Origin of the sequence: Simiduia curdlanivorans, from assembly GCF_030409605.1 — a bacterium.
GTDB lineage: Bacteria > Pseudomonadota > Gammaproteobacteria > Pseudomonadales > Cellvibrionaceae > Simiduia > Simiduia curdlanivorans.
On sequence record NZ_JAUFQG010000004.1, the window covers coordinates 1,998,940 to 2,024,215 of the forward strand.

Below are 25,276 nucleotides of genomic sequence, written 5' to 3' on the forward strand. Positions count from 1 at the left end.
ATGTGTCATGGACAAATTGTTAATCAAAGGTGGCGCTCGCCTCAATGGCGAAATTCGTATTTCTGGCGCCAAGAACTCCGGCCTACCCATTCTTGCCGCGACTTTGCTGGCAAAGGGGCCTATGCATGTTTGCAATTTGCCGCACCTCAATGACATTACCACTATGTTGGCGTTACTGCGCTGCATGGGCGTCGACATTACGATCGACGAAAAAATGTGTGTGGAAACCAATACCGAGGGCATGACCGACTTTACCGCGCCCTATGAATTAGTGCGCACTATGCGCGCCTCGATTCTGGTGCTTGGGCCCATGTTGTCGCGCTTCGGCGAGGCCAATGTGTCCTTCCCTGGCGGCTGCGCTATCGGGAGTCGTCCGGTGGATATCCACCTGCGCGGCCTTGAGGCCATGGGTGCAACCATCGAGGTGGATGAAGGCTATATTCGCGCCCGCTGCGACGGTCGCTTGAAAGGCGCTCATTTCTTTATGGATACCGTCACCGTCGGCGGTACCGAAAACCTCGTCATGGCTGCAGCGCTGGCCGAGGGCCGCACGGTGCTGGAGAACTCGGCGCGCGAACCGGAAATTGTTGACCTGTGTCAGTGTTTGGTGGCCATGGGGGCTAAAATTTCTGGCATAGGCACGGCTACCTTGGTTATCGATGGTGTCGAAGAGTTGCACGGCTGTACTTACAAGGTAATGCCTGACCGTATCGAGACCGGCACCTATCTCGTGGCAGCAGCAGCCACGGGCGGAAAAGTAAAATTAAAAGATACTCGCGCCGATATTTTAGAGGCGGTTATTTTAAAGTTAGAGGAAGCTGGCGCAGAAATCACCTGCGGTGAGGATTGGATTGAGCTCGATATGAAGGGGCGTCGACCAAAAGCGGTAAATCTAAAAACCGCACCCTATCCCGCTTTCCCCACGGATATGCAGGCGCAGTTTACCGCCATGAACGCCATTGCTGAAGGCGTGGGTATGGTAACCGAGACCATTTTCGAAAACCGTTTGATTCAGGTGCACGAATTAAACCGGATGGGTGCCCATATTACCCTGGAGGGCAATATGGCAGTGATCAACGGTGTTGCACAGTTAAAGGCGGCGCCGGTGATGGCGTCTGATTTGCGCGCCTCGGCAAGCCTGGTTATCGCAGGCCTGGTGGCCCAGGGCGATACCTTGGTCGATCGCATTTATCACATCGATCGCGGTTATGAATGTATTGAAGAAAAATTAATGTCTTTAGGCGCGGATATTAGAAGGGTGCCCGGTTAATGAATAAATTAACGATAGCGCTAACCAAAGGGCGCATTCTCGAAGAGACCTTGCCCCTGTTGGCGGCCGCGGGTATCGAGCCCGAGGAAGATATCAGTAAATCTCGGAAGCTGATTTTCGGCACCAATCAAGCCGATATCAGTTTGGTGGTATTGCGCGGATCGGATGTGCCCACCTATGTGCAGTTTGGCGCTGCGGACATGGGCGTGTCGGGCAAAGATACCTTGCTGGAGAACGGCGCCGATGGTCTTTACGAGTTGCTGGATTTAAAAATTGCTAAGTGCAGTTTAATGACCGCGGCGATCAAAGGTGCGAAGGCTCCTGCAGGTCGTTTAAAAGTGGCAACCAAATACGTCAATGTGGCAAAGCGCTATTACGCTGCGCAGGGCCGGCAGGCGGATATCATCAAGTTATATGGTGGCATGGAGTTGGCGCCGCTGATGAATTTGGCAGATGAAATTGTCGACATCGTCGACACCGGCAACACTTTGAAGGCAAATGGTTTAGAGTCGCGCGATCACATTGCCGATATCAGTTCGCGTTTGATCGTGAACAAAGCCTCAATGAAGATGAAGCATGCGCGCATTCAGCGCATTATTGATGATATCGCTGCGGCGATCGTGGGTTAATTTTTAAAAGTTTATAAACATGATTTCCGAACTCTCCAGTCGCGATGCCAACTTTGATCAGCAGCTTGCGCAGTTACTCGCCTTTGAAACCGATACCGGTGAGCAGGTAGAGCAAACGGTAAAACAGATTTTGCAAGCGGTGCGCGCCGACGGCGATGCGGCGGTGCTGCGTTTTACAGCGCAGTTTGATCAACTCTCTGTGTCGGCGATGGCCGAGCTAGAAGTGAGTGCAGACCGATTGTTGGCGGCCTTTGACGGGCTGCACGCGGATAAGCGCGATGCACTCTTGTTGGCCGCCGAGCGGGTGCGGGTTTATCACCAGCGCCAGCTGCAGGCGAGCTGGCAGTATCAAGAAAGCAATGGCACGATTCTAGGTCAACAAATTACCGCTATGGAGCGGGTGGGTATTTATGTACCTGGCGGCAAGGCCGTGTATCCCTCGTCGGTGTTAATGAATGCGATTCCCGCCAAAGTGGCGGGTGTCGATGAAATTATCATGGTGGTGCCGGCGCCCAAGGGCGAAATAAATCCTCTCGTGCTAGCCGCGGCGCACATTGCCGGTGTCGATCGGGTATTTACCATTGGCGGTGCCCAGGCAGTGGCCGCCTTAGCCTACGGCACGGCGACCATCCCCAAGGTGGATAAAATCGTCGGCCCGGGCAATATTTTTGTGGCCACTGCTAAGCGCGCGGTATTTGGTGCCGTTGCCATCGATATGATCGCGGGCCCGTCCGAAATTCTGGTGATTTGCGATGGTCATACAGACCCGGATTGGATTGCCATGGACCTGTTTAGTCAGGCCGAGCACGACGAGCTGGCGCAGGCCATTTTAATTTCCCCCGACGCCGCTTTTCTGCAAGCTGTAAAGGCATCCATTGCGCGCTTATTGCCGACTTTGGATCGCCAAGCGATTGCTGCAAAGTCGCTGCACGGGCGCGGGGCGTTAATTCTGGTTGAGTCCCTAGAGCAGGCGATGGCCTTATCTAACCGAATTGCGCCAGAGCACTTGGAGTTGTCGGTTGATGAGCCAGAGCGTTGGCTGCCGAGTATTCGTCATGCTGGGGCGATATTTATGGGGCGTTACACGGCTGAGGCCTTAGGTGATTACTGCGCCGGTCCGAATCATGTTTTGCCAACCTCGGGTACGGCCCGATTTTCCTCGCCCTTGGGGGTGTACGATTTTCAAAAGCGCTCGAGCTTGATCTATTGCTCGCCCCAGGGCGCTAGCGAGCTGGGTAAGTGTGCCAGCGTGTTAGCGCGCGGCGAGTCCTTAGAGGCGCACGCGCGCTCGGCTGAATATCGAATCCTCGATAAGTAACGCTGGTAGAGGCGGTTAGCGACTCGGTTGCGCCGCCATCACAAGCTTCACCTCGGTTTTCTGCAGGCCGCGCTGTATGCCCAAGGTGATGCTGTCGCCGGGGCGGCTTTGTTCAATAAATTGCACCCCTTTACGGCCGTCGCCCAGCGCTATGCCATTCAGGTCGGTAATGATATCGCCAGGTCTTATCCCTACCTTGTAGGCGGGACTTTCTTTATACACCGCGGTAACTATGACGCCGAGGTTGATATCCAAGCCGAGGTTTCTGGCCAGTTGCGGCGTCATTTTTTGCGCTTCAACCCCAATCCAGCCGCGTATAACGTTGCCGTGTTCGGCGATGTCTTTCAGTGTTCGCAGCGCCATGTCGATGGGCACGGCGAAGCTAATACCCACGGAAAAGCCGGTTTTATCGAGAATCGCCGTGTTGATACCGATTAAATTTCCGCGCGCGTCAATTAATGCGCCACCGGAGTTGCCGGGGTTGATGGCGGCGTCGGTTTGGAGGTAGTTCTCGAAGGTGTTGATGCCTAAGCCGTAACGGCCAACAGCGCTAATAATGCCCTGTGTTACTGTTTGGCCAACGCCAAAAGGGTTGCCGATGGCCAGTACCACATCGCCCACTCGCGCCTTGCTAGGGTCGCCAATGGGAATGGCTTGGAGATTGTCTAGGTTAATTTTTAACACTGCCAGATCCGTATCTGGGTCTGTGCCAATAACGCGTGCCTGTGCCTCTCGGCCGTCGGTTAGCAGCGCCACTATTTGATCGGCGCCATTGATAACGTGGTGGTTGGTTAAGATGTAGCCCTCAGGATTCATGATAACGCCCGAACCCAGCGACGACTGCAGGCGCTCTTGCTGGGGGATGTTGGAATTGTTGTAGAAGTGGCGAAATAGCGGGTCGTTTACCAGCGGGTTGGTTTGGTTTGCCACTCGGCGCTGGGTAAAAATATTGACCACAGCGGGCGCCGTCTTTTTAACCGCATCGGCATAAGACACTGGCCCAGTACCAGGCAAATTATTCGTGACATTGGCGAGTGCTGGGCTTAGCAGGGGAGTGATCTGTTTTGAGAAAACCAGAAAAAAGAGGGCGATAAGTAGGCCGCAAGCAACTGGCCATGCCAAGTAATCGAATATTTTTTTCAAAGTCATGCCTGCATTTGCGGTTAAAGCGCTTCATTATAGAGTATTGCGTTAGTGAAAGGTTGTGCGCCGCAGTCAATAAAAGCCGTTTGGTTTTCGGTTTGCTGTGTGTATGCCGCTTACCTGTGCGCCATATACCTGCCGCGATTGGTGTGAGTTGTGGTACGGGTTTATTTTTCGCGGCTGCGAATGCCTACGCGGGTGTGTATAAAAAAGGGCACCTTAGTGCCCTCTCTGGTCATGCTCTGCTGTTTAATATCAGCTCTTCGTCTTCGGCGCTTGCGTCATCGTTTAAGCCAAATTCTTCGCTCAATATGCCATGTTTGCCAGGTTTTTTGGGCGCCCAGTCGGTAGGTGCTTTGTAATTGCCGTCAGCATCCAGATTGGCACTTTGCTCGAGTAATTTACCATCGGCTGCTTGCGCTATTTGTCGACTAATGTCGGCATTACCTAGCTTTAAGGCTGAAGATGCCAGATGTTCGTGCACGTCTCGGTAAGAGCGAGTCAGGTTGTTGATTAGTTGTGACGTGTCGACAAAGTGCTGCGTCACCTCGTGTTGGTAGTCTCGCAGCTTGGCTTCCGATTCTAAAAGCTGAGCTTCGAGCTCGCGATTAATTTTTTCTTGTGGGCGCAGTGCGAACATGAGAAACGCGCCCACCACGCCGCCACAGATTAAACAGGTCAAAACGGTCAGGATTAAAGTGCTAAGCGAAAACAAAGGGGCTCTCCTTCTGGGTGCCAAATTTACAACTTACGGCTTAAAGCGCGCGGTCCTCCATGCCATAATGCGCGCCGAATTGCTCTATCGAGCAATTCACGCCTACATTATATGCTGTTATTGATCTGAATGGATCACAATCTTAGAGCAAAATGTTCGTATATCGACAGTCACTTTAGAAATTTGCAGAAGGCTGACGCCCTTGTTTAACCTAAAAGAAACTACATTATTGATCGAAGGACCCGCGGGAGATGTCGAGCTACTCACCCAGAGGGGCGACGATGAAGGTGCTCTGCGCGGCGCCAATTATTTTGCCGTGATTGCGCACCCTCACCCAGTGCATGGCGGCAGTATGAGCAATAAGGTGGTGTCGACCTTGGCGCGGGCCTATCGGCAATTGGGCATAGATTCGGTGCGTTTTAATTTCAGGGGCGTTGGCCAAAGTCAGGGCGCCTTTGATCAGGGGCGTGGAGAGCTAGACGATCTGTTGGCGGTCTGTGGCTGGGCGCAAAAGCAGCTGCCGGCATCAACACTTTTGCTGGCCGGCTTTTCCTTTGGTTCTGCCATCGCCGCGGCGGCAAGTTTTGCGGTTCCAGCTGCGCACCTGATCTTGGTGGCGCCGCCAGTAGAGCGTTACGCCTATGATAAGAGTGGGGCTTTTTCTCAGCCCGTAGCTGTTGCCATTGGCGAGCAAGACGAGTTGGTTGATGTGGCGGGTATGAGGCGCTGGTTTGATGGCTTGAGTGGCGCAAAGCAGCTACTCGTTATCCCTGAAACGGGCCACTTTTTTCACGGCCGGCTTACCGAGTTGAAAGACTGGTTGGTACAGCAGCTAGCGGGGATTGGCCATGGTGCGTCTGCTGGTGGAGAGGCCTGATGATTAGAGACCTGACACCGCTACAGCGCTATGCCCACGATATCACTCACCTGGGCTTTAAACCCGACGCCGCGCAACAGCAGGCGATTGTGCTGTTGCAAGATTTATATGATCGCTTGGCAGCCCCAAAGCCCGCAGACTCTGTCTGGATGCGATTGACCCACTGGTTTGCTAAGCCGGATAAAACGCCAGAAAAGGGTTTGTATTTTTGGGGTGGCGTAGGGCGTGGCAAAACCTATTTGATGGATGTTTTTTACGACTCCTTGCCCTTCGATAATAAAATGCGGGTGCACTTCCACCGGTTTATGCGTCGAGTTCATCAGGAGTTAACGGCGTTGGAAGGGCAGGCGAATCCGCTTGATAAAGTGGCCGATCGGCTGGCTAGCGAAACCCGCATCGTCTGTTTCGATGAGTTCTTCGTCAGCGATATCACCGATGCCATGATTCTGGGCACCTTGCTCGAGGCGTTGTTTGCTCGCGGTGTGGCCTTGGTGGCGACCTCGAATATCGTTCCCGATGGCCTTTATAAAAACGGTTTACAGCGGGCCCGATTCCTGCCCGCCATTGCGTTGCTGAATCAGCACACGCTGGTGGTTAACGTCGATGGTGGGGTGGATTATCGCCTGCGGGCGTTGGAGCAGGCGGCGCTTTATCACTCGCCGCTTGGCGCGCCCGCAGAAGCCGCCATGCGCGAAAACTTTGAGGCCTTGGTGCCGGATATTGAGGAAATCGAGGCCGATGTGGCACTGGAGGTGGAGGGGCGTATCATACACGCGCGCTTCGAGGCTGAAGATGTGGCTTGGTTTGATTTTGATACCCTTTGCGACGGCCCTCGCTCGCAGAACGACTACATAGAGCTTGCGCGTATTTACCATGCGGTGCTGGTGACCAATGTGCCGGTTTTGGGTGGGCAGAAGGACGATCAAGCGCGGCGCTTCGTGAATATGGTGGATGAATTTTACGATCGTAGCGTAAAATTGGTGATATCGGCCGCCGTGCCGTTAACCGAGCTCTATGCCGGTGGTCGCTTGAGCTTCGAGTTCGAGCGCACCAGTAGCCGGTTGCTGGAGATGCAAAGCCGCGAATATCTAGCGCGGCCGCATAAGCCTTAACGGCATTGGCGCTATCCCTATGCCGTTAGGGTGGGCGTTATGATTCGCGATAAAAGCCAATCAAAGCGCTTGAATTACCGCGCGCTACTCTGTAGTATGCGCGCTCTTTTTGTGGGAAGACCCTCGTTCAAGGCTATATAACATGAAGACATACAGTGCTAAACCCGAAACAGTCCAGCGCGACTGGTTCATTGTCGATGCTGATGGCAAGACTCTAGGCCGCATGGCTACCGAGATCGCTAGTCGTTTGCGTGGCAAGCACAAGCCTGAGTACACCCCGCATGTGGACACTGGCGACTACATCGTTGTAGTCAACGCAGATAAAGTGCGTGTTACTGGAAACAAGACGACGGACAAGATGTATCACCGTCACACCGAGTTTCCTGGTGGTTTGAAGACAATGAGCTTTGAAAAGCTTCTTGCTCATGCCCCCGAGCGCATTATTCAGAGTGCTGTTAAGGGTATGTTACCCAAAGGCCCTCTGGGACGCGCCATGTTCCGCAAGCTGAAAGTGTACGCTGGTAGTGCTCACCCGCACACTGCACAGCAACCTAAAGAACTGAATATCTAAGGAAGCTGAAAATGGCAGATACTCAATATTACGGTACCGGTCGCCGCAAGACCTCAACTGCTCGCGTTTTCATTAAGGCTGGCAGTGGCAACATCACCATCAATGAGCGTACTTTGGACGCTTACTTTGGTCGTGAAGTGGCTCGTATGATTGTTCGTCAACCACTTGAGCTGACTGACAATGTTGCAAAGTTCGACGTCACCGTTACCGTAAAAGGTGGTGGTAGCTTCGGTCAAGCGGGTGCAATCCGTCACGGTTTAACCCGTGCGTTGATGGCCTATGACGAAGCCTTGCGTCCAAGCTTGCGTGAAGCGGGTTATGTAACTCGCGATTCGCGTGAAGTTGAACGTAAGAAAGTGGGCTTGCGTAAAGCACGTAAGAAGCCACAGTTCTCCAAGCGTTAATTCGCAGCCTTTTACAGGCGGACTCGAAAGGCGTGCCCTCAAAGGCGCGCCTTTTTTGTTTCAAAAGCACCCATTTTGTCCAAATCGAGGCATGAACTGTGGTTATCCTTGTCAGTTGTGGTCATTTTCATTAAGATTGTGCGACTTTTTGGGGTGCAGAAATTCTCGCTATTTCTTTTTATTTCAGTCATTTACTGGCTCTTGTAGCTGTGATGGGAGAGAAACGTCATGACCAATGACGGTGTAAACGAGGGGCGTCGTCGTTTTCTGACAGCAGCTACCTCCGTAGTAGGCGCTGTGGGCGCTGTAGGTGTAGCGGTACCGTTTGTAGGATCTTGGAACCCAAGTGCTAAAGCCAAAGCGGCCGGTGCACCTGTGCGGGCCAATGTCTCTAAATTAGAACCCGGCCAAATGATCGTGGTTGAGTGGCGCGGTAAGCCTGTGTATATCGTTCGCCGCACAGAGGAAACTCTGAGCTCGCTGGGTGCCATGGCTGATAGCCTGCGCGATCCCGACTCCGCAGAAGAAAAGCAGCAGCCGGCTTACGCAAAAAATGAATATCGCTCCATCAAGCCTGAATACCTCGTATTGCTAGGTCTGTGTACCCACCTGGGTTGTGCGCCTATGTATCGCCCAGACGTTGGCGCCCAAGATTTGGGCGGTAGCGAGTGGTTGGGTGGCTTCTTCTGTCCCTGTCACGGTTCTAAATTCGATTTGGCTGGTCGCGTATTCAAAGGCGTGCCTGCACCAATCAACTTGGAAGTTCCCCCTCACAGTTATGAGTCCGACGCCGTTATTTTGGTCGGCGTAGATCAGGAGGCATAAGGCATGACGAATTGGCTCACAGGTCTATTGGGTTGGGTTGACGCACGTCTACCGGTAACTCGCGCGTGGGATACCCACATGGCGAAGTACTATGCCCCTAAGAACTTCAACTTTTGGTATTTCTTCGGTGTTCTGTCGATTCTGGTTTTAGTTAACCAGTTGTTGACCGGCATTTGGTTGACCATGAGTTACACCCCTACCGCTGAAGGTGCATTCGCGTCGGTCGAGTACATCATGCGCGACGTGGACTTTGGTTGGATTATTCGCTACATGCACTCCACGGGTGCATCGGCGTTTTTCTTGGTGGTTTATCTGCACATGTTCCGCGGTCTTATGTACGGTTCGTACAAGGCACCCCGCGAGCTGGTGTGGATTTTCGGTATGACCATTTATGTTGCGCTAATGGCCGAAGCGTTCATGGGCTATGTGTTGCCTTGGGGCCAGATGTCCTATTGGGGTGCACAGGTTATTGTATCGCTGTTCGGTGCTATCCCCGTGGTTGGCGACGACTTGGTGCAGTGGATTCGCGGCGATTATTTGATCTCTGGTATCACCCTGAACCGCTTCTTCGCATTACACGTTGTGGCTCTGCCTATCGTGTTGCTGGCGCTGGTGGTGTTGCATATTTTGGCGTTGCACGAAGTGGGTTCTAACAACCCCGATGGCGTTGAGATTAAAAAGACCAAAGACGAAAACGGTATTCCACTGGATGGCGTGGCTTTCCACCCCTTCTATACCGTGCACGATTTGGTTGGTGTAACCGTCTTCTTGTTTGCCTTCTGTTTTGTGATTTTCTTCATGCCTGAAATGGGCGGCTTCTTTTTGGAGTACGCTAACTTTGAAGAAGCCAATAACCTGAAGACCCCGCCGCACATTGCGCCGGTCTGGTATTTCACGCCTTTCTACGCAATTTTACGCGCAGTGACCTTCGATATCGGCCCCTTGAGCTCTAAGTTTCTAGGCCTGATTGCCATGGGTGCTGCCATTGCGATTTTGTTTGTCTTGCCTTGGCTCGACAAGAGCCCCGTCAAGTCCATGCGTTACAAGGGCAACTTTAGCCGTGTTGCGCTAATGGTGTTTGCGGCATCTTTCGTTATCCTGGGTTACCTCGGCGTTAAGGCGCCAACCGAAGGTCGTACTATTCTGGCACAAGTTTGCACGGTGATTTACTTTGCCTACTTTATTGGCATGCCGTTCTGGACCAAGCGCGAGAAGTGCCTGCCTGAGCCGACGCGCACACAAGCCAAAGGCCTTGGCGCGGGTATGGTTTGGGGTGGCTTGCTGTTGTTCGTTGCGCTAACGGTTATTCCGATCAAAGCTGTCGGTGCTGAAACGGCCTATGCCTGTGGTGCCATTGAGTGCGATGTGATGGTGCCCGATCTCGAAAATAAAGAGTCGCTGCAGCGCGGTGCCATGTTGTTCACCAACTATTGCATGGGCTGTCACGCGGCAAGTTTTTCGCGCTTTGGTCGGGTTGCCGATGATCTAGGTATTCCACACGACGTGATGATGGATAACATGGTATTTGGCGATCGTCGTATTGGCGAACTGATGACTATTCCCATGGAGCCCGCCAAATCGAAAGCGTGGTTTGGTGCTACACCGCCAGACCTAACCTTGGTGGCGCGGGCGCGCAACCCAGAGTGGCTTTATACCTATTTGCGTAATTTCTACAAAGATGACACCCGTCCTACCGGTGTCAACAACCGCGTATTCGATAAAGTCGCTATGCCCCATGCCATGCTCGAGCTGCAAGGTTTGGCCGAATGTGCGCCTGGCCCGCATTTTGAAAATGGCCGCCCAGTGCGCGACCCTGTGACCGGTGCGGTGATTGCCGATGATCCGTGCGGAAGTTTAAAGGTAGGCGAGAACAAGGGCAGCATGAATGCTGAGGAGTTTGATCAGGCAATTTATGATCTGGTTAACTTTTTAGAGTATATTGCCGAGCCCTATGCGCTTGATCGCGAGCGCATTGGTATCTATGTATTGTTGTTTTTGTTAGTGCTGTTTGTTTTCACTTACTTGCTAAACCGTGAGTATTGGAAAGACATTCACTGATTGAATTGCATGTTCGGGCGGCCTGTGGCAACGCAGTGCCGCCTTTGTTTATTATTGATTAGACTAAAATTGAGGTGAAACCAATGGGTGCTGTCGCGAAGCGATCATCTATGACCTATTTTTCCGATGCTCGTGACCATTACAGTCACCGAGTGCGTATTGTGCTCGCGGAAAAGGGAGTAACCGTAGACGTAGAAGATATAGATCCAGAGGCAAAGCCCGCTGAATTGGCGGATTTGAACCCCTACAACTCGTTGCCCACCCTGGTGGATCGCGATCTTGCTCTGTATGAAACGAAAGTGATGATGGAGTATTTGGACGAGCGCTTCCCGCACCCGCCACTATTACCGGTTTATCCTGTTGCCCGGGCTCAAAGCCGCTTGTGGATGTACCGCATCGAGCGCGACTGGTGCCCTTTGATCGATACTATCTTAGAAAATAAAAACAAAGATGCGGTCACTAAAGCGCGCAAAGAGTTGCGTGAAAGCTTTACCGCTATCGCGCCAATATTTTCTGAAATGCCGTTTTTCATGAGTGAAGAATTCACCTTGGTCGACTGCTGTTTGGCACCGATTTTTTGGCGTTTAGATTCGTTAGAAATTAACATTCCGCAGACTAAGGCGACTAAACCTTTGTTTGACTATATGGATCGTTTATTTGTGCGCGAATCTTTCCGTGAAAGCTTAACCGAGCTTGAAAAGGAAATGCGTCCGTTCAAGAAGTGAGTCAGCCGGGTTAGATAGTTAGCATATCTAACCCGTTAATGTAGTATGTATCATTCAACCCGATAGGAGCTGCTGCCCCATGGCTATGACATCAAGCCGCCCTTACATGATTCGGGCCTTGTATGAGTGGATAGTGGATAATAACTGCACGCCGTATATTTTAGTTGATGCCCACGCCTCCGATGTGGAAGTGCCGCAACAGCACGTCAATAAAGAGGGGCAGATCGTATTAAATATCGCGCCCTCGGCTGTTATGGGGCTTAGTTTAGAAAACCAAGCCATTACATTTAACGCGCGCTTCGGCGGTATCCCCACAGATATCTATGTTCCGAGTCGCGCTGTGCTGGGGATTTATGCCCGCGAAAATGGCCAGGGCATGGTCTTTGAGCCGGAGCTAGAGCCCGAGCCGACGCCGCCTGAGCCCAGTAAGAAGCCTCAAGTGGTTAAACCCAAAGCGGCGAAACCGCCGACGCCGATTGCCGCCAGGCCCAGCCTAAGGGTGGTAAAATAATCCGGTAAAAAGGGGGCTTTAGCCCCTTTTTTTATGCTGTGGTTTTGTAAGGTGTAGCAAGGCTGTACCGATAATTTATTCGAGAGTAGATATGATTCAACTAGGTCAGTTTCACACCTTGCCGGTGCAGCGACTATCCGATTTTGGCGCCTTTTTGGGCGCAGGTGATTTAGGTGAAGTGCTGCTCCCTAGGCGCTACGTGACCGAGGGGCTAAAGGTTGGCGATTTCGTCCGCGTTTTTTTGCACATGGACTCGGAAGATCGCCCCGTGGCTACCACCGAAACACCTAAGGCTGTGGTGGGGCAGTTTGCCTGCTTAAAGGTCAATTCAATTACTAAGTTTGGCGCCTTTTTGGATTGGGGTTTGGGTAAGGATCTTCTCGTCCCCTTTGGCGAGCAGCAGCGGCCGATGGAGGAGGGCAAGTCTTATTTGGTGTATATCTACCTTAACCCGCACGACGGGCGATTAACGGCCAGTTCTAAAGTTGACAAGTTCCTCGATAAGAAACAGCCTTACTTCAAGGCTGGCCAGCCGGTGGATTTGATCATTGCCAACAGTACCGACCTCGGCTTTAAAGCGATTGTTAACCATAGCCATTGGGGGGTTTTGTTTAGCGACGAGGTGTTTCAGCGGCTCAGTTTTGGTCAGCCCATTAAAGGCTTCATTAAGCGGGTTAGGCCCGACGGTAAAATAGACTTGAGCTTGCGCAGCAGTCAGGAGCAGGGCGACAGTCACGCTCAGGTGATACTAAAATATCTAGACAGTAATAACGGCTTTGCTCCGCTGCACGATAAGTCCTCGCCGGAGCAAATAAAGCGCGCATTCGCGATGAGTAAAGCGTCTTTTAAGCGCACGATTGGCCATCTTTATAAGCAGGGCATCATCGATTTGGAAGACGGAGGTATTCGTCGAAAGTAGGGCACTCTTTGGGTGAAGCTACAAGCCGCAAGCCGCAAGCCGCAAGCTACAAGCTACAAGCTACAAGCCGGGCGCTGGTTCAGCATTTCGGTCCCCCACACCCCTACTTATAAAAACAGGGCGGCTTCGAGTGATTGAAGCCGCCTAAGTACCTATTGCTTCGTTTCTGCCTCGGTGAACATACCGGCAAATAATGCGCTCGATAAATAGCGCTCGCCTGAGTCGGGCAGTATTACCACAATGGTTTTGCCCGCATTTTCTGGCTGTTCAGCCACTTTGATAGCCGCGGCTACGGCGGCGCCCGAGGAAATGCCCGCGAGTATACCCTCTTCCTTCATTAGTCTGTGTGCCATCGCGATGGCGTCTTCGTTACTCACGAGTGCTGTGGCGTCCACCAAGCTTAAGTCTAAGTTGTCCGGGATAAAGCCAGCGCCAATACCTTGGATTTTGTGTGGCGCTGGGGCGAGGGTTTGACCGGCTCTGGCTTGGCTAATCACTGGCGAACTGGTCGGCTCTACGGCGATAGATTGGATAGCCTTACCTTGGGTGTGTTTGATGTAGCGCGAGATGCCACTAATGGTTCCGCCGGTACCGACGCCAGCGACCAAAATGTCGATGTCTCCGTCAGTATCCTGCCAAATCTCCGGCCCAGTGGTGGCTTCATGAATGGCGGGGTTAGCGGGGTTGGAAAACTGCTGTGGTGCGAAGTGGGCTACCGTGTCGGCGGCAACAATCTCCGCAGCCTTCTCTATCGCGCCTTTCATGCCTTTTTCACCTGGTGTCAGTACCAGCTCCGCACCCAAGGCTTTAATGAGCTGGCGCCGCTCTAAGCTCATGGTGTTGGGCATAGTCAGAATAAGTTTGTAGCCTCTCGCGGCGCAGACGTAGGCGAGGGCGATGCCGGTGTTGCCGCTGGTGGGTTCTACCACGGTCATGCCTGGTTTCAGTAGGCCCTGTTTTTCGGCCTCCCAAATCATGTTGGCGCCGATGCGGCACTTTACCGAGGCGGCAGGGTTGCGCGATTCTACTTTGGCCAAGATGTTATGGGGGCTCAGGTTATTGAGTTTAACTAGGGGGGTTTTGCCGATAGTTTGGGAGTTGTCTTGGTAAATATTCGACATTTTGACTGTCCTTGTATAGCGTGGATGGGGCTGCGTATTCAGTTGGTGGCTAATTTCTATATATCATCACAGCATTATAACGACTATTTACATAGCGAATTCTTATTGGTTTATCAACCTAGCCTCAATAATACTGAGGCTGCACACGGTTGCTGCCGTCGATAAATTCTCGGCTTAACTAAGCGCTCGGACGTGCAACCAAAATAATTATAGAAGGAGGCTTTATGGCCCTGTTGGAGCACACTTTAGGTATTTTGCTTCATCCCGATCAAGAGTGGAAAGCAATTCGAAACGAACGTCACTCATTTGCTCAGGTATTTTTTAGCCATGTGCCCATTTTGGCACTCATCCCGCCAGTGGCGGCATTTATCGGCGTCACCCAAGTAGGTTGGACCATTGGCGATGGCGATGTGGTGAAACTCACCGTTGAGTCCGCTTTGTCGCTGTGCATTATGACCTATATTGCCTTGATGGTAGGCGTTTATGTACTGGGCGAATTTATTAATTGGATGGCGAAAACTTACGGCGTGACAGATTCTGCCGAGAAGCGCCACTACGAAGGTACTGCCTTGGCCGTTTACATCACAACCCCGGTATTTCTGGCCGGTATAGCGGGTATCTACCCCGAGTTGTGGTTGAATGCGGTGGCGACTATCTTAGCCGGCTGTTATGCCGTTTATCTTGTCTATGAAGGCATCCCCATTCTGATGAATATCGATAAAGAGCGCGCATTTATGTACGCCACGTCGGTCGTGACTGTTGGGTTAGTGATGCTGGTGATTGTGCGCGTTGGCACAGTGATTGTTTGGGGCATGGGCATTGGTCCCGTTTACGTAGATTGACCTAACTTTTTAAATGTTTCAGACAAAAAATGCCCCGCAATTGCGGGGCATTTTTTTAAGCTTGCTTACAGCTTACAGCTTACAGCTTACAGCTTACAGCTTACAGCTTACAGCTTACAGCTTAAGGCGCGTTCGCTGTGCTTTTCCTGTTTACTGTCCACTGCTTTAATTATTCTCAGAACGGTCGATGATCTTGTTGGCTTTGATCCAAGGCATCATCGCGCGCAGTTTGCTACCTACTTGCTCGATACCATGCTCGCTAGAAATACGACGCTTGGCTTTCATCACTGGATAACCGGCTTGGCATTCCAGAATGAAGTCGCGAACAAAGCGACCTTCTTGAATGTCGGTCAGTACGCGCTTCATTTCAGCTTTAGTTTCTGCGGTAATGATGCGTGGGCCAGTCGCGTAATCGCCATATTCAGCTGTGTTGGAGATAGAGTAACGCATGTCGGCAATGCCGCCTTGGTACATCAGATCTACAATCAGTTTTAATTCGTGCAAACATTCGAAGTAAGCCATTTCTGGCGCGTAGCCCGCTTCAACTAAGGTTTCGAAACCGGCTTCAACCAGTGCTGATGCGCCACCACAAAGCACAGCCTGCTCACCGAACAAATCGGTTTCAGTTTCTTCGCGGAAGTTAGTTTCGATAATACCTGAGCGGCCGCCGCCATTGGCTGAGGCGTAAGACAGCGCTGTGTCTTTCGCCTTGCCGGTTGCATCTTGGTAAATCGCGATCAGGGTCGGAACACCGCCGCCTTCCATGTAAGTAGAGCGCACTGTGTGGCCAGGGCCCTTAGGCGCGATCATGATGACGTCGACATCGGCCGGCGGCTGAATCAACTGAAAGTGGATGTTCAAGCCGTGGGCGAATGCCAATGCCGAGCCAGACTTCAAATGCGGCGCGATATCCTTTGCGTAGATCGCGGCTTGGTGCTCGTCTGGGCACAGAATCATGGTGACGTCGGCATCTTTTACCGCGTCGGCAATTTCAGCAACCTTGAGACCGGCTTTTTCAGCTTTTTTCCAGTTCGCCGAGCCTTTACGCAGAGCCACTACTACGTTGGCAACGCCTGAATCTTTTAAGTTTTGTGCGTGCGCGTGACCTTGTGAGCCGTAACCCACGATGGCAACGTTTTTACCTTTGATGATAGAAAGGTCGCAATCTTTGTCGTAGTAAACTTGCATGATTAAATCCTATGTTTTCTGTTGCAATAAATGGGTTCGAATAGGTAATGCTTGAGCCTAGAGGCTCAGTATTTTTTCGCCGCGCGCGATACCGGAAACGCCAGTGCGTACTACTTCCAGAATCGAACTATCACCGACTGACTGCACAAATGCGTCTAGTTTGTCAGAGGTGCCGGCTACTTGAATGATGTAAACGCTGGGTGTTACATCGACTATTTGGCCTCGGAAAATGTCGACGCAGCGCTTAATTTCTTCGCGTTGACCGCCCACGGCCTTGACTTTGATGAGCATGAGCTCGCGCTCAATATGTGCACCTTCAGTCAGATCCACCAGTTTCACCACATCAATCAGCTTGTTGAGGTGTTTGGTGATTTGTTCAATTTTATGATCGTCGCCCAGCGTGGTTAGAGTTAACCGGCTGAGGGTGACATCCTCCGTGGGGGCGACAGTCAAGCTTTCGATATTGTAGCCACGCTGGGAGAAAAGGCCTACCACGCGCGACAGGGCGCCCGGTGCGTTTTCCATCAGTACAGAAATAATACGTCTCATTATGTGCGCTCCGTTTTGCTGAGCCACATATCGCGCATGGTGCCCGGCGCAATTTGCATAGGGTAAACATGCTCAGTTGGGTCCACATAAATGTCCATAAATACCACTCGATCGGTCATGGCAAAACAGGCTTTCATCTGTGCTTCAAGGTCTTCTTTTTTGTCCACTCTGATACCGACATGGCCGTAGGCCTCGGCAAGTTTTACGAAGTCGGGCAGCGAGTCCTCGTACAGAGATTCGGAGTAGCGACCGCTGTACTGCATGTCTTGCCATTGTTTCACCATGCCCAAGGCTTGGTTATTTAAACAAATGATTTTTACCGGCAGTTTGTATTGGGTGCAGGCCGACAGTTCTTGGATGCACATTTGAATCGAACCTTCACCGGTAACACAGGCGACCACCGCATCGCGATGGGCCATTTGCACGCCCATGGCTGCCGGTAAACCAAAGCCCATGGTGCCTAAGCCGCCGGAGTTGATCCAGCGCCGGGGCTTATCGAAACCGTAATACTGAGCCGCGAACATTTGATGTTGGCCAACGTCCGAGGTGACATAGGCGTCGCCTTTTGTAATCTTGTGCAGCATCTTAATCACGTCCTGCGGCATGATCATGTTGCTGTCGGTGTTGTAGCGCGACTGGGTATAAATACCGTGACGGGCGCGCCAGTCTTCAATTTGTTGCCACCAATCGCCGAGCATTTTGGCGTCTGGCCGCTCTTTAATTTCGGTTAAAAGCCCGAGCATATCTTTCATGACGCTGGCCACCGAGCCCACAATCGGAATATCTGCCGACACCGTTTTAGAGATAGACGCCGGGTCGATATCGATATGAATGATCTTCGCCTGTGGACAAAACTTGTTGGGCGTATTGGTAACCCGATCGTCAAAGCGCGCGCCCACGGCCAATATCACATCGGCGTGGTGCATAGCGGTATTGGCTTCAAAGGTGCCGTGCATGCCGAGCATGCCAAGCCACTGTTTGTCTGAAGCTGGAAAACCGCCGAGGCCCATTAAGGTATTGGTGACGGGAAAATTTAACTGCTTGGCAAATTTTGTCACCAGCTCCGAGGCGTTACCCTGAACGACGCCACCGCCAGCGTAAATAACGGGTCGGCGCGCGGTCATCAGTAGTTGCACCGCTTTGCGAATTTGACCGCTGTGGCCCTTTTCGATTGGCGTATAAGAGCGCAGCTTGATCTTTTTCGGATAGCTGTACTCGTACTTGTCGTGCGGGTTGGTAATGTCTTTTGGCAAGTCGACAACCACCGGACCCGGGCGACCAGTCGAGGCAATGTAATAAGCCTTTTTTATGATCTCTGGAATATCGGCGGTATTTTTCACCAAAAAGCTGTGTTTAACGATGGGCCGCGATACACCCACCATGTCGGTTTCTTGGAAGGCGTCTTCGCCAATTTTATCGGACGGCACTTGACCTGAGATCACCACCATCGGGATTGAGTCCATATAGGCCGTGGCAATGCCAGTAATGGCATTGGTGGCACCAGGGCCTGAGGTCACCAACACGGTACCGACTTTGCCGGTAGAGCGCGCGTAGGCGTCGGCGGCGTGGGTAGCCGCTTGTTCGTGACGAACCAGTATGTGTTGGACTTTTTGCTGCCGGAAAATTGCGTCGTATATATGCAACGCAGAGCCGCCAGGATAGCCGAAAATATGTTCTACGCCTTCATCTTGCAAAGCGCGAATGAGCATGTCGCCGCCGGAAAGCAGTTCCACCTTTATGTCCCCTTAAAGAATATGCATTAATCTACGCTAAATGCGCCTAAGGACACCTACCCATGCAGGTGCGCCCGATCTCAATGCTGAGTTAGCTTCGGATTAACCCGTTCCCTGCGCTTTTAACGCTCCGAGAACCGGACAAGATGGCGTCGGTGGACGCATCTTTGCAACTCTGGATGGTAAGGCGGGTGGTTGACCTGCCTGGGGTAGAAATGAACCGGGTTTACCGGTTGGTCTATAGCCATCTAGCGAATCGGTAATTCTGGCAATTTGGCAAGTAAAGTCAAGTACTTAGGTTAAAAAGTGGCAAACCTTCTGCAAGTTGGTCTATATGTGAGGTGCTTGGTAGGTTTTATTGCTACCAAGTAGTATAGTCTTATGCTGAACCACTAATCTGGAGTATGGATTTCGCCATGCGTAACTTGTTTCTGGCCACTATCGTCTTGGTTGGCGCTGTTTTTTCCGCACAATCTGATGCAAAAGAGTTTTATCGCTGGGTTGATGACGAGGGTGTGACCCATTACACCGTCACGGCGCCGAAGGATCGCCCCTCCACTTTGATTCGCACGCAAATAGGGGCTGGCAGCAAATCTAGCTCAGATGCAATTCCGGCAAGTCGAGTTTTACCTGGCGACGAGACGGGTTCTACGCCCAAACCTCAAACCGCCGCAGCTGATAGACCCGCTGAGACAATGACAGCGTTAGACCCCCAACGCTGCAGCGTTGCGAGGGCTAATGTTGAAACTCTAAATAACCACGCGCGCATTAAAGTCACCGGTGCCGATGGCAGTATTCGCTATCTTACCGACGATGAATTGAATGAGAAGCGCGCTGAAGCCGAAGCGGCTATTCGCGAAAGTTGCGAGTAGCCCAGTCGACAAAGCAATAAAAAAGGCGCCGCGGCGCCTTTTTTATTGCTAGGGAACCTCTGAATAACTCTGGTACCGCTCTGCGTAGCCTGTAGCGGTCAGCCGAAAGGCGAGTTTCGCAGCTAATGGCCGTAGCCCTTAGCAAGAAGCTCAACGCAGCGGATGGTCGCTAAAGGCCGCGCCCTACGGGGCTTCCAGCAAATTCCGTGTGCGTTGTTGCGACTTCTCGACAGACCCCGGTATGCCTTCGAAGCCGCGCCTAGCCCACGAAATTTGCTGGAAGCCAGAGCGGCACCAGAGTTATTCAGAGGTTCCCTAGAGTTTACGCCGTGGTAAATACAATTCGGTCCATCTCCAAGCCCGCCTGTATCTTGTCGCCCGGCACAAATCGCCCCTCCAGAATCGCCTGAGCCAATGGGTTCTCAACGATGTGCTGGATGGCTCTCTTGAGCGGCCTTGCGCCGTACACTGGGTCGTAGCCGGCCTCCAATAGCTTGTCCATCACGGCCTGCGAAAGCTCCAGACTAAGCTCTCTTTCACTTAACCGGCGGCTGAGCAGTTTCAATTGCAATTCGGCAATTCCCCTGATTTGTTCACGCCCTAAGGGGTGGAATACGACGGGCTCGTCAATGCGATTGACAAACTCGGGGCGAAAATGTTGCCCGACAACCTCCATCACCGAGCGCTTAATCTCGTCGTAATTAGCTTCGCCAGCATCATTAGCACTGAGCTGCTGAATGCGGTCTGAACCTAAGTTTGAGGTCATGACAATCACGGTGTTGCGAAAATCTACGGTTCTGCCTTGGCCGTCGGTTAAGCGTCCATCGTCTAGCACTTGTAACAAAATGTTAAACACGTCGGGATGGGCTTTTTCTATTTCATCGAGTAAAAGCACCGAATAGGGTTTACGCCGTACGGCTTCGGTTAAGTAGCCGCCTTCTTCGTAGCCCACATAGCCCGGAGGTGCACCGATGAGTCTGGCGACCGAGTGTTTTTCCATAAACTCAGACATGTCGATGCGCACCATGGCGTCGGCAGTATCAAATAAAAATTCCGCCAAGGCTTTACACAATTCAGTTTTGCCAACACCAGTTGGTCCGAGAAACAAAAACGAGCCGTTTGGTCTATGAGGGTCTGATAAACCGGCGCGCGAGCGGCGTACCGCATTGGCGACGGCAATGACGGCCTCGCTTTGGCCGATAACTTTTTTGTGCAGGGCCGGCTCCATTTGCAACAGTTTTTCTCTTTCGCCTTCCAGCATTTTCGACACGGGGATACCGGTCCATTTGGAAACCACTTCGGCAATTTCCTCTTCAGTGACCTTATTGCGCAGTAGATTCATCTCCATCATTTCCGCTTGACCGGCCATGTCGAGTTGTTTTTCCAGCTCGGGGATAATGCCGTACTGCAGCTCAGACATGCGTGCAAGGTCGCCGGCGCGGCGCGCCGATTCCATGTCTTGCCGCGCCTGCTCTAGGCTACTTTTAATATCCTGTGAGCCACTTAATGCGGCTTTTTCTGCGCGCCAAATTTCTTCCAGATCAGAAAACTCACGCTCGACTTTATCTATCTCGCCATCGAGCATCGAGAGCTGCTTCTTCGCACCTTCGGTTTCATCTTTTTTGACCGCTTCGCGCTCAATTTTTAGCTGTATCAAGCGGCGCTCTAGCTTGTCCATCACCTCCGGCTTGGAGTCTATTTCCATGCGAATACGGCTCGCCGCTTCGTCGATCAAATCGATGGCTTTATCGGGCAATTGCCGATCGGTGATATAGCGTTGCGAAAGCTTTGCCGCGGCAATAATGGCCGAGTCGGTAATGTCGACGCCGTGGTGCACCTCGTAGCGCTCTTTCAGGCCGCGCAAGATAGCGATGGTGTCTTCTTCGCTCGGCTCGTCGACCAAAACTTTTTGGAAGCGGCGCTCGAGGGCCGCATCTTTTTCGATGTATTGACGGTATTCGTCTAGTGTGGTGGCGCCCACGCAGTGCAATTCGCCCCGCGCTAGCGCTGGCTTTAACATATTGCCGGCATCGAGTGCGCCGTCGGCTTTGCCGGCGCCAACCATGGTGTGCAGTTCGTCGATAAAAAGAATAATTCTGCCTTCTTGTTTCGACAGTTCTTTGAGCAAATTCTTCAGTCGCTCTTCAAAGTCGCCGCGAAATTTTGCGCCCGCCAGCAGCGACCCTAGGTCGAGTGACAGCAGTCGTTTATTTTTCAGACCTTCCGGCACTTCGCCGTTGATAATGCGTTGGGCTAAGCCCTCGACAATGGCGGTTTTACCTACGCCTGGTTCGCCGATAAGCACGGGGTTGTTTTTGGTGCGGCGCTGTAACACTTGAATAGTGCGGCGAATTTCGTCGTCGCGGCCAATCACCGGGTCGAGCTTGCCGGCCTCGGCGCGAGCGGTTAAATCGATGGTGTATTTTTCCAGTGCTTGGCGGTTTTCTTCCGCATCTTGGGTTTCAACTTTTTCGCCGCCGCGCACACTTTCTACGGCTGATTTTAACCGCTGCACGTTGCCGAACTGCGCCAACATTTTGGCCAGGTCGCTATTGCCTTCCTCCATGGCGGCCAACAACAGCGTTTCGCTGGAGATAAATTTATCGCCAGATTTTTGTGCGTGTTTGTCGGCAAGGTTGAGCAGGCGACCGAGCTCCGGCGACATGTGCACATCGCCGTTGGGGTTTTGGATGCGGGCCAGTTGATCGAGTTTCTTGGCCAGCCCGTTGCGCAACCCAGTCACGTCAAACCCCGCTTGTGCCAGTAAAGGGCGCACGGTACCGGCTTGTTGGTCGAGTAGGGCGAGCAACAAATGGCTGGGCTCTAGCTGCGGGTGATCGCGGCCAACGGCCAGCGACTGAGCATCGGACAACGCCATTTGCAATTGGTTAGTTAAACGATCAATTCGCATCTCAACACCTCTGTTTGTTTTGCTGCACAGGCAGCTGCGTTATTACAGAAGTAAGGGTAGCAGGGGGAAAATTCAAGCAGAGGAGCGCAAAACCCTGTGCCTGCTTGATGTAAATCAATCGAGCCAGATGAGGCTGGCCATGCGCCCGGTTTGGCCATCGCGGCGGTAGGAGTAAAAGCGATTCGCGTCATCGAAGGTGCAATAGTCTCCGCCGTAGATTTGCTTAACACCGGATTGTGCCAACGCCAGCCGAGCCAGCGCATAGAGATCGGCGTGGAATTTTAACGGCTTCATGCTGGGCTGAAAGGCGCTGGCGATGGCATCTGCGGCGTCGCTATCGCCGGCCAATTCGAAAAACGCCTCGAGCACCTCAACGCCCACTTCAAAATGGGTCTTGCCAATGGCGGGGCCTAGGTAAGCGATGATGTGGTGAGGTTTACAGTTGAAATGCTTGATGGTTTCGGCAATAACGCCCTTGGCTAGGCCGCGCCAACCCGCGTGCACGGCGGCGACTTGGGTGCCAGCTTGGTCGCACAGAAGCAGGGGTAAGCAGTCGGCTGTCATGACACTGCAGGCGAGTTTCGTTTGCGCGGTGATGCAGGCATCGGCGGTGCGGGTGAGCCCATCGGCTTGGGCGCTGACCACATGGGTGCCGTGCACTTGCTCAAGCCATTGAATGTGATCGACACCTAGCTGGCGCTGCAGGGCATTGCGATTTTTGGCGACCAAGGCTGGGTCATCATCAACGTGCAGAGCCAAGTTGCCGGCCGCGTAAGCGCCTTGGCTCGCTCCCGTATTACGGCAGCTGATGGCGGCCTTTACATTTGCTGGCGCCGGCCATGGCGGGGTAATCAGTGTGAGCTTAGCGTGCAAGGCTATCTTCCTCGGCCATTAGCGCCAGCAGGGCTTTAAAGTCCTCTGGGCGTTCGCATTGCCAGTGCATGGCCTCGCCGCTGACTGGGTGGTTCAGGCCAAGTTGTGCCGCATGCAAGGCTTGGCGCGGGAAGGCAGCGAGGGCCTCCCTTAAGGTTAAGCTCAAGCCGGCGGCTAATTGGCGGCCACCGGCATAGGTTTGGTCGCCCACAAGCGGATGCTTCATCCACGCCATGTGCACCCGTATCTGGTGCGTGCGCCCGGTGGCGAGTTGGCAGCGCACGAGGGTGTAGTGCTTGTAGCGGCGCTGAATGGTGTAGTGGGTAATGGCTTCTTTGCCACCGTGTTCAACCACCGCCATTTTGGTGCGCTGGGTGGGGTGGCGACCCATGGGTTGATCGATTGTGCCGCCGCCAATGATGCGACCAAGCGCAAGTGCATCGTACTCGCGCTTGACGGTTCGGGCCTGCAGCTGGGCCACTAAATCATTCTGCGCGATCAGGGTTTTCGCCACCACCATGAGCCCGGTGGTGTCTTTATCTAGCCGGTGCACGATACCAGCACGGGGAATCAATTGTAGATCAGGGCAGTGATGCAGCAGTGCGTTTAGCAGTGTGCCATCGTGGTTGCCCGCGCCTGGGTGCACCACAAGGCCCGCAGGTTTGTTTAGCACGAGAATGTGTTCGTCTTCAAAAACCACATCTAAATCAATATCTTGGGCAACCCAATCACCAGCCGCTTCGAGCACGACATTGAGCGACAGGCGCTCGCCGCCATAACACTTGTCCTTGCTTCGGCAGGGCTTGCCGTCGAGCGTTAGTACGCCGTCTTTAATCCAGGTTTGCAGTCTGGCTCTTGAGTAGTCGGGAAACAGGCTGCTGGCCATGGCATCAATGCGCATACCGCCGGCGTTATTGGGTACTTTGGCGTCTAATTGGATTTGTTGGCTATCCGAGGGCATGGGGGTTTGGTATCTTCAACGGCTGTGTTTAAATGGCCGTCTAGTTTACGCGCTGTGGCCCAAGAACCCTAGTGCCTTATGGGTTTCGGCGGGATGACAACAGGGTTAAATACCGGTTTTTGTGTTGTTGTAGGCTTGGCCTTTCCGTCAGCCGTTCGTTTACGTCAATTTATTGTATTCAAGAGTAGTTACATGACCCTTCGCCAAATCCCCTTTATTGCATTGATCGCCGCATTGTTGCTGGTGGCAGGTTGTTCCAGTACTGATGACGAGCCAAAAGTAAGCACGGAGAAGGAGTTTTACGATGCGGCTCAGCGCCTGCTTAATAGCAGCCAATGGGAGCCAGCTATTAGAAATCTACAGCTGCTGGAAGAGAACTTCCCCTTCGGCGCCTACGCTGAGCAGGCGCAGCTGGAGTTAATTTACGGTTATTACAAAAGTAATCAGCCCGAGGCGGCGATTGCAGCAGCGGATCGCTTCATCCGTTTGCACCCACAGCACCGCAACGTCGATTATGCCTATTACATGAAGGGCTTAACCTCCTATACGCAAAATCAGGGCATATTTGAGCGTTTCATTCCGTCGGATTTAACCGATCGCGATCCAGGTGCTGCGCGCGAATCCTTCGCCCATTTCGCCCAGTTGATCGCGCGTTACCCCGATAGCCAGTATGCCGGCGATGCGCGCAAGCGAATGATCCATCTACGCAATATTTTGGCGCGTTACGAAATTCACGTGGCAAATTATTATTTCAAGCGTGGCGCCTACCTTGCCGCCGCTAACCGTGGTCGCTATGTGGTGGAAAACTTCCAGCTGACGCCAGCTGTGCCCGATGCTTTGGCGGTCATGGCGCAAGGCTACCATTTGTTAGAAATGAACGAGCTGGCCGATAGTGCCGTTGAAATTTTGAAGGCGAACTTTCCCGATTACCCTAACTTTGACAGCGACGGAAATTTCAATTTCCAATACAGTATCGATATCAATGATCGCAGCTGGCTGAATCTAATGAGCTTTGGTATGTTCGATAAGCAGGAATTGCGAGGCTTTGATACCCGCGCAATTTACAATCCTGCTGTTGCTACCTTTGATGCTGATCAGTAGTTCAGGTGATAATCAGCCCATAAAAAACCCGCTTTTGCGGGTTTTTTT

24 protein-coding genes are annotated in these 25,276 nt (G+C 52.5%); 15 read left to right on the forward strand and 9 right to left on the reverse strand.

All coding sequences use genetic code 11. The features are described from left to right. Positions 1 to 7 precede the first annotated feature (7 nt). Genes murA through hisD form a run of 3 tightly spaced genes read left to right on the forward strand, consistent with a single transcriptional unit; the run spans position 8 to position 3,217 of the window. Positions 8 to 1,270: a UDP-N-acetylglucosamine 1-carboxyvinyltransferase gene (murA, locus tag QWY82_RS08925; RefSeq protein WP_290261499.1), complete on the forward strand. Its 1,263-nt coding sequence runs from the start codon at positions 8 to 10 to the stop codon at positions 1,268 to 1,270. Beyond that, positions 1,270 to 1,899, forward strand: coding sequence for an ATP phosphoribosyltransferase (gene hisG / locus QWY82_RS08930; RefSeq protein ID WP_290261503.1), 630 nt, complete (start codon positions 1,270 to 1,272; stop codon positions 1,897 to 1,899). Before murA ends, hisG begins: the two co-directional genes overlap by 1 nt. A gap of 19 nt (positions 1,900 to 1,918) precedes the next feature. Beyond that, on the forward strand, positions 1,919 to 3,217 hold the full coding sequence (hisD, locus tag QWY82_RS08935; RefSeq protein WP_290261505.1) for a histidinol dehydrogenase: 1,299 nt from the start codon (positions 1,919 to 1,921) through the stop codon (positions 3,215 to 3,217). Positions 3,218 to 3,232: 15 nt separating this feature from the next. On the opposite strand, the gene QWY82_RS08940 is transcribed toward hisD, so the two are convergent. Then, on the reverse strand, positions 3,233 to 4,366 hold the full coding sequence (locus QWY82_RS08940; RefSeq protein WP_290261506.1) for a trypsin-like peptidase domain-containing protein: 1,134 nt from the start codon (positions 4,364 to 4,366) through the stop codon (positions 3,233 to 3,235). Between the two features lie 229 nt (positions 4,367 to 4,595). After that, a complete protein-coding gene (locus tag QWY82_RS08945) occupies positions 4,596 to 5,075 on the reverse strand; it encodes a Z-ring associated ZapG family protein (protein WP_290261508.1) in 480 nt (159 codons plus the stop codon). A gap of 202 nt (positions 5,076 to 5,277) precedes the next feature. Here QWY82_RS08945 and QWY82_RS08950 point away from each other — a divergent pair, with 202 nt between their 5' ends. The 9 genes from QWY82_RS08950 to QWY82_RS08990 all read left to right on the forward strand — a co-directional run bounded on the left by QWY82_RS08950 (position 5,278) and on the right by QWY82_RS08990 (position 13,077). Continuing rightward, positions 5,278 to 5,952 carry an alpha/beta hydrolase gene (locus QWY82_RS08950; RefSeq protein ID WP_290261510.1) on the forward strand — a complete coding sequence of 225 codons (675 nt, stop codon included), beginning with the start codon at positions 5,278 to 5,280 and terminating at the stop codon, positions 5,950 to 5,952. Further along, entirely contained in the window at positions 5,952 to 7,064 is a 1,113-nt protein-coding gene (gene zapE / locus QWY82_RS08955) for a cell division protein ZapE (protein WP_290261513.1), read from the forward strand. Before QWY82_RS08950 ends, zapE begins: the two co-directional genes overlap by 1 nt. 142 nt (positions 7,065 to 7,206) lie before the next feature. Next, positions 7,207 to 7,635 carry a 50S ribosomal protein L13 gene (gene rplM / locus QWY82_RS08960; protein ID WP_290261515.1) on the forward strand — a complete coding sequence of 143 codons (429 nt, stop codon included), beginning with the start codon at positions 7,207 to 7,209 and terminating at the stop codon, positions 7,633 to 7,635. 11 nt (positions 7,636 to 7,646) lie between these two features. Continuing rightward, complete coding sequence (rpsI, locus tag QWY82_RS08965; protein ID WP_290261517.1) at positions 7,647 to 8,039, forward strand: 30S ribosomal protein S9; 393 nt, start codon at positions 7,647 to 7,649, stop codon at positions 8,037 to 8,039. Between the two features lie 228 nt (positions 8,040 to 8,267). After that, entirely contained in the window at positions 8,268 to 8,864 is a 597-nt protein-coding gene (gene petA / locus QWY82_RS08970; protein WP_290261520.1) for a ubiquinol-cytochrome c reductase iron-sulfur subunit, read from the forward strand. Positions 8,865 to 8,867: 3 nt separating this feature from the next. Continuing rightward, complete coding sequence (locus QWY82_RS08975) at positions 8,868 to 10,922, forward strand: ubiquinol-cytochrome c reductase (protein ID WP_290261523.1); 2,055 nt, start codon at positions 8,868 to 8,870, stop codon at positions 10,920 to 10,922. Between the two features lie 83 nt (positions 10,923 to 11,005). After that, positions 11,006 to 11,647, forward strand: coding sequence for a glutathione S-transferase N-terminal domain-containing protein (locus QWY82_RS08980; protein ID WP_290261526.1), 642 nt, complete (start codon positions 11,006 to 11,008; stop codon positions 11,645 to 11,647). A 79-nt stretch (positions 11,648 to 11,726) separates the two neighbouring features. Next, a complete protein-coding gene (locus QWY82_RS08985; protein ID WP_290261529.1) occupies positions 11,727 to 12,158 on the forward strand; it encodes a ClpXP protease specificity-enhancing factor in 432 nt (143 codons plus the stop codon). 91 nt (positions 12,159 to 12,249) lie between these two features. Beyond that, entirely contained in the window at positions 12,250 to 13,077 is an 828-nt protein-coding gene (locus QWY82_RS08990) for a CvfB family protein (RefSeq protein ID WP_290261532.1), read from the forward strand. Positions 13,078 to 13,229: 152 nt separating this feature from the next. On the opposite strand, the gene cysK is transcribed toward QWY82_RS08990, so the two are convergent. Then, positions 13,230 to 14,198: a cysteine synthase A gene (gene cysK / locus QWY82_RS08995; RefSeq protein WP_290261534.1), complete on the reverse strand. Its 969-nt coding sequence runs from the start codon at positions 14,196 to 14,198 to the stop codon at positions 13,230 to 13,232. Between the two features lie 224 nt (positions 14,199 to 14,422). On the opposite strand from cysK, the gene QWY82_RS09000 reads away from it, so the two are divergent. Beyond that, on the forward strand, positions 14,423 to 15,040 hold the full coding sequence (locus QWY82_RS09000) for a Yip1 family protein (protein WP_290261536.1): 618 nt from the start codon (positions 14,423 to 14,425) through the stop codon (positions 15,038 to 15,040). 165 nt (positions 15,041 to 15,205) lie between these two features. On the opposite strand, the gene ilvC is transcribed toward QWY82_RS09000, so the two are convergent. The 3 genes from ilvC to QWY82_RS09015 are packed head-to-tail and all read right to left on the reverse strand — an operon-like array spanning position 15,206 to position 18,510. After that, on the reverse strand, positions 15,206 to 16,228 hold the full coding sequence (gene ilvC / locus QWY82_RS09005; protein ID WP_290261538.1) for a ketol-acid reductoisomerase: 1,023 nt from the start codon (positions 16,226 to 16,228) through the stop codon (positions 15,206 to 15,208). Between the two features lie 57 nt (positions 16,229 to 16,285). Then, positions 16,286 to 16,777, reverse strand: a complete 492-nt coding sequence (gene ilvN, locus QWY82_RS09010) for an acetolactate synthase small subunit (protein ID WP_290261540.1) — start codon at positions 16,775 to 16,777, stop codon at positions 16,286 to 16,288. Further along, positions 16,777 to 18,510: an acetolactate synthase 3 large subunit gene (locus QWY82_RS09015; protein ID WP_290261542.1), complete on the reverse strand. Its 1,734-nt coding sequence runs from the start codon at positions 18,508 to 18,510 to the stop codon at positions 16,777 to 16,779. Before QWY82_RS09015 ends, ilvN begins: the two co-directional genes overlap by 1 nt. Positions 18,511 to 18,926: 416 nt before the next feature. Here QWY82_RS09015 and QWY82_RS09020 point away from each other — a divergent pair, with 416 nt between their 5' ends. Continuing rightward, positions 18,927 to 19,382 carry a DUF4124 domain-containing protein gene (locus QWY82_RS09020; protein ID WP_290261544.1) on the forward strand — a complete coding sequence of 152 codons (456 nt, stop codon included), beginning with the start codon at positions 18,927 to 18,929 and terminating at the stop codon, positions 19,380 to 19,382. 322 nt (positions 19,383 to 19,704) lie between these two features. Here the strand turns inward: QWY82_RS09020 and clpB are convergent, their stop codons facing one another. The 3 genes from clpB to rluD form a co-directional block, all read right to left on the reverse strand. After that, positions 19,705 to 22,293, reverse strand: coding sequence for an ATP-dependent chaperone ClpB (clpB, locus tag QWY82_RS09025; protein ID WP_290261546.1), 2,589 nt, complete (start codon positions 22,291 to 22,293; stop codon positions 19,705 to 19,707). 114 nt (positions 22,294 to 22,407) lie between these two features. Then, the gene (pgeF, locus tag QWY82_RS09030; protein ID WP_290261548.1) at positions 22,408 to 23,166 is read right to left on the reverse strand and encodes a peptidoglycan editing factor PgeF; all 759 of its coding nucleotides are present in this window, start codon (positions 23,164 to 23,166) and stop codon (positions 22,408 to 22,410) included. Continuing rightward, positions 23,156 to 24,127: a 23S rRNA pseudouridine(1911/1915/1917) synthase RluD gene (rluD, locus tag QWY82_RS09035; RefSeq protein ID WP_290261549.1), complete on the reverse strand. Its 972-nt coding sequence runs from the start codon at positions 24,125 to 24,127 to the stop codon at positions 23,156 to 23,158. Before rluD ends, pgeF begins: the two co-directional genes overlap by 11 nt. 192 nt (positions 24,128 to 24,319) lie before the next feature. On the opposite strand from rluD, the gene QWY82_RS09040 reads away from it, so the two are divergent. Continuing rightward, positions 24,320 to 25,228, forward strand: coding sequence for an outer membrane protein assembly factor BamD (locus QWY82_RS09040; protein ID WP_290261550.1), 909 nt, complete (start codon positions 24,320 to 24,322; stop codon positions 25,226 to 25,228). Positions 25,229 to 25,276: the final 48 nt, after the last annotated feature.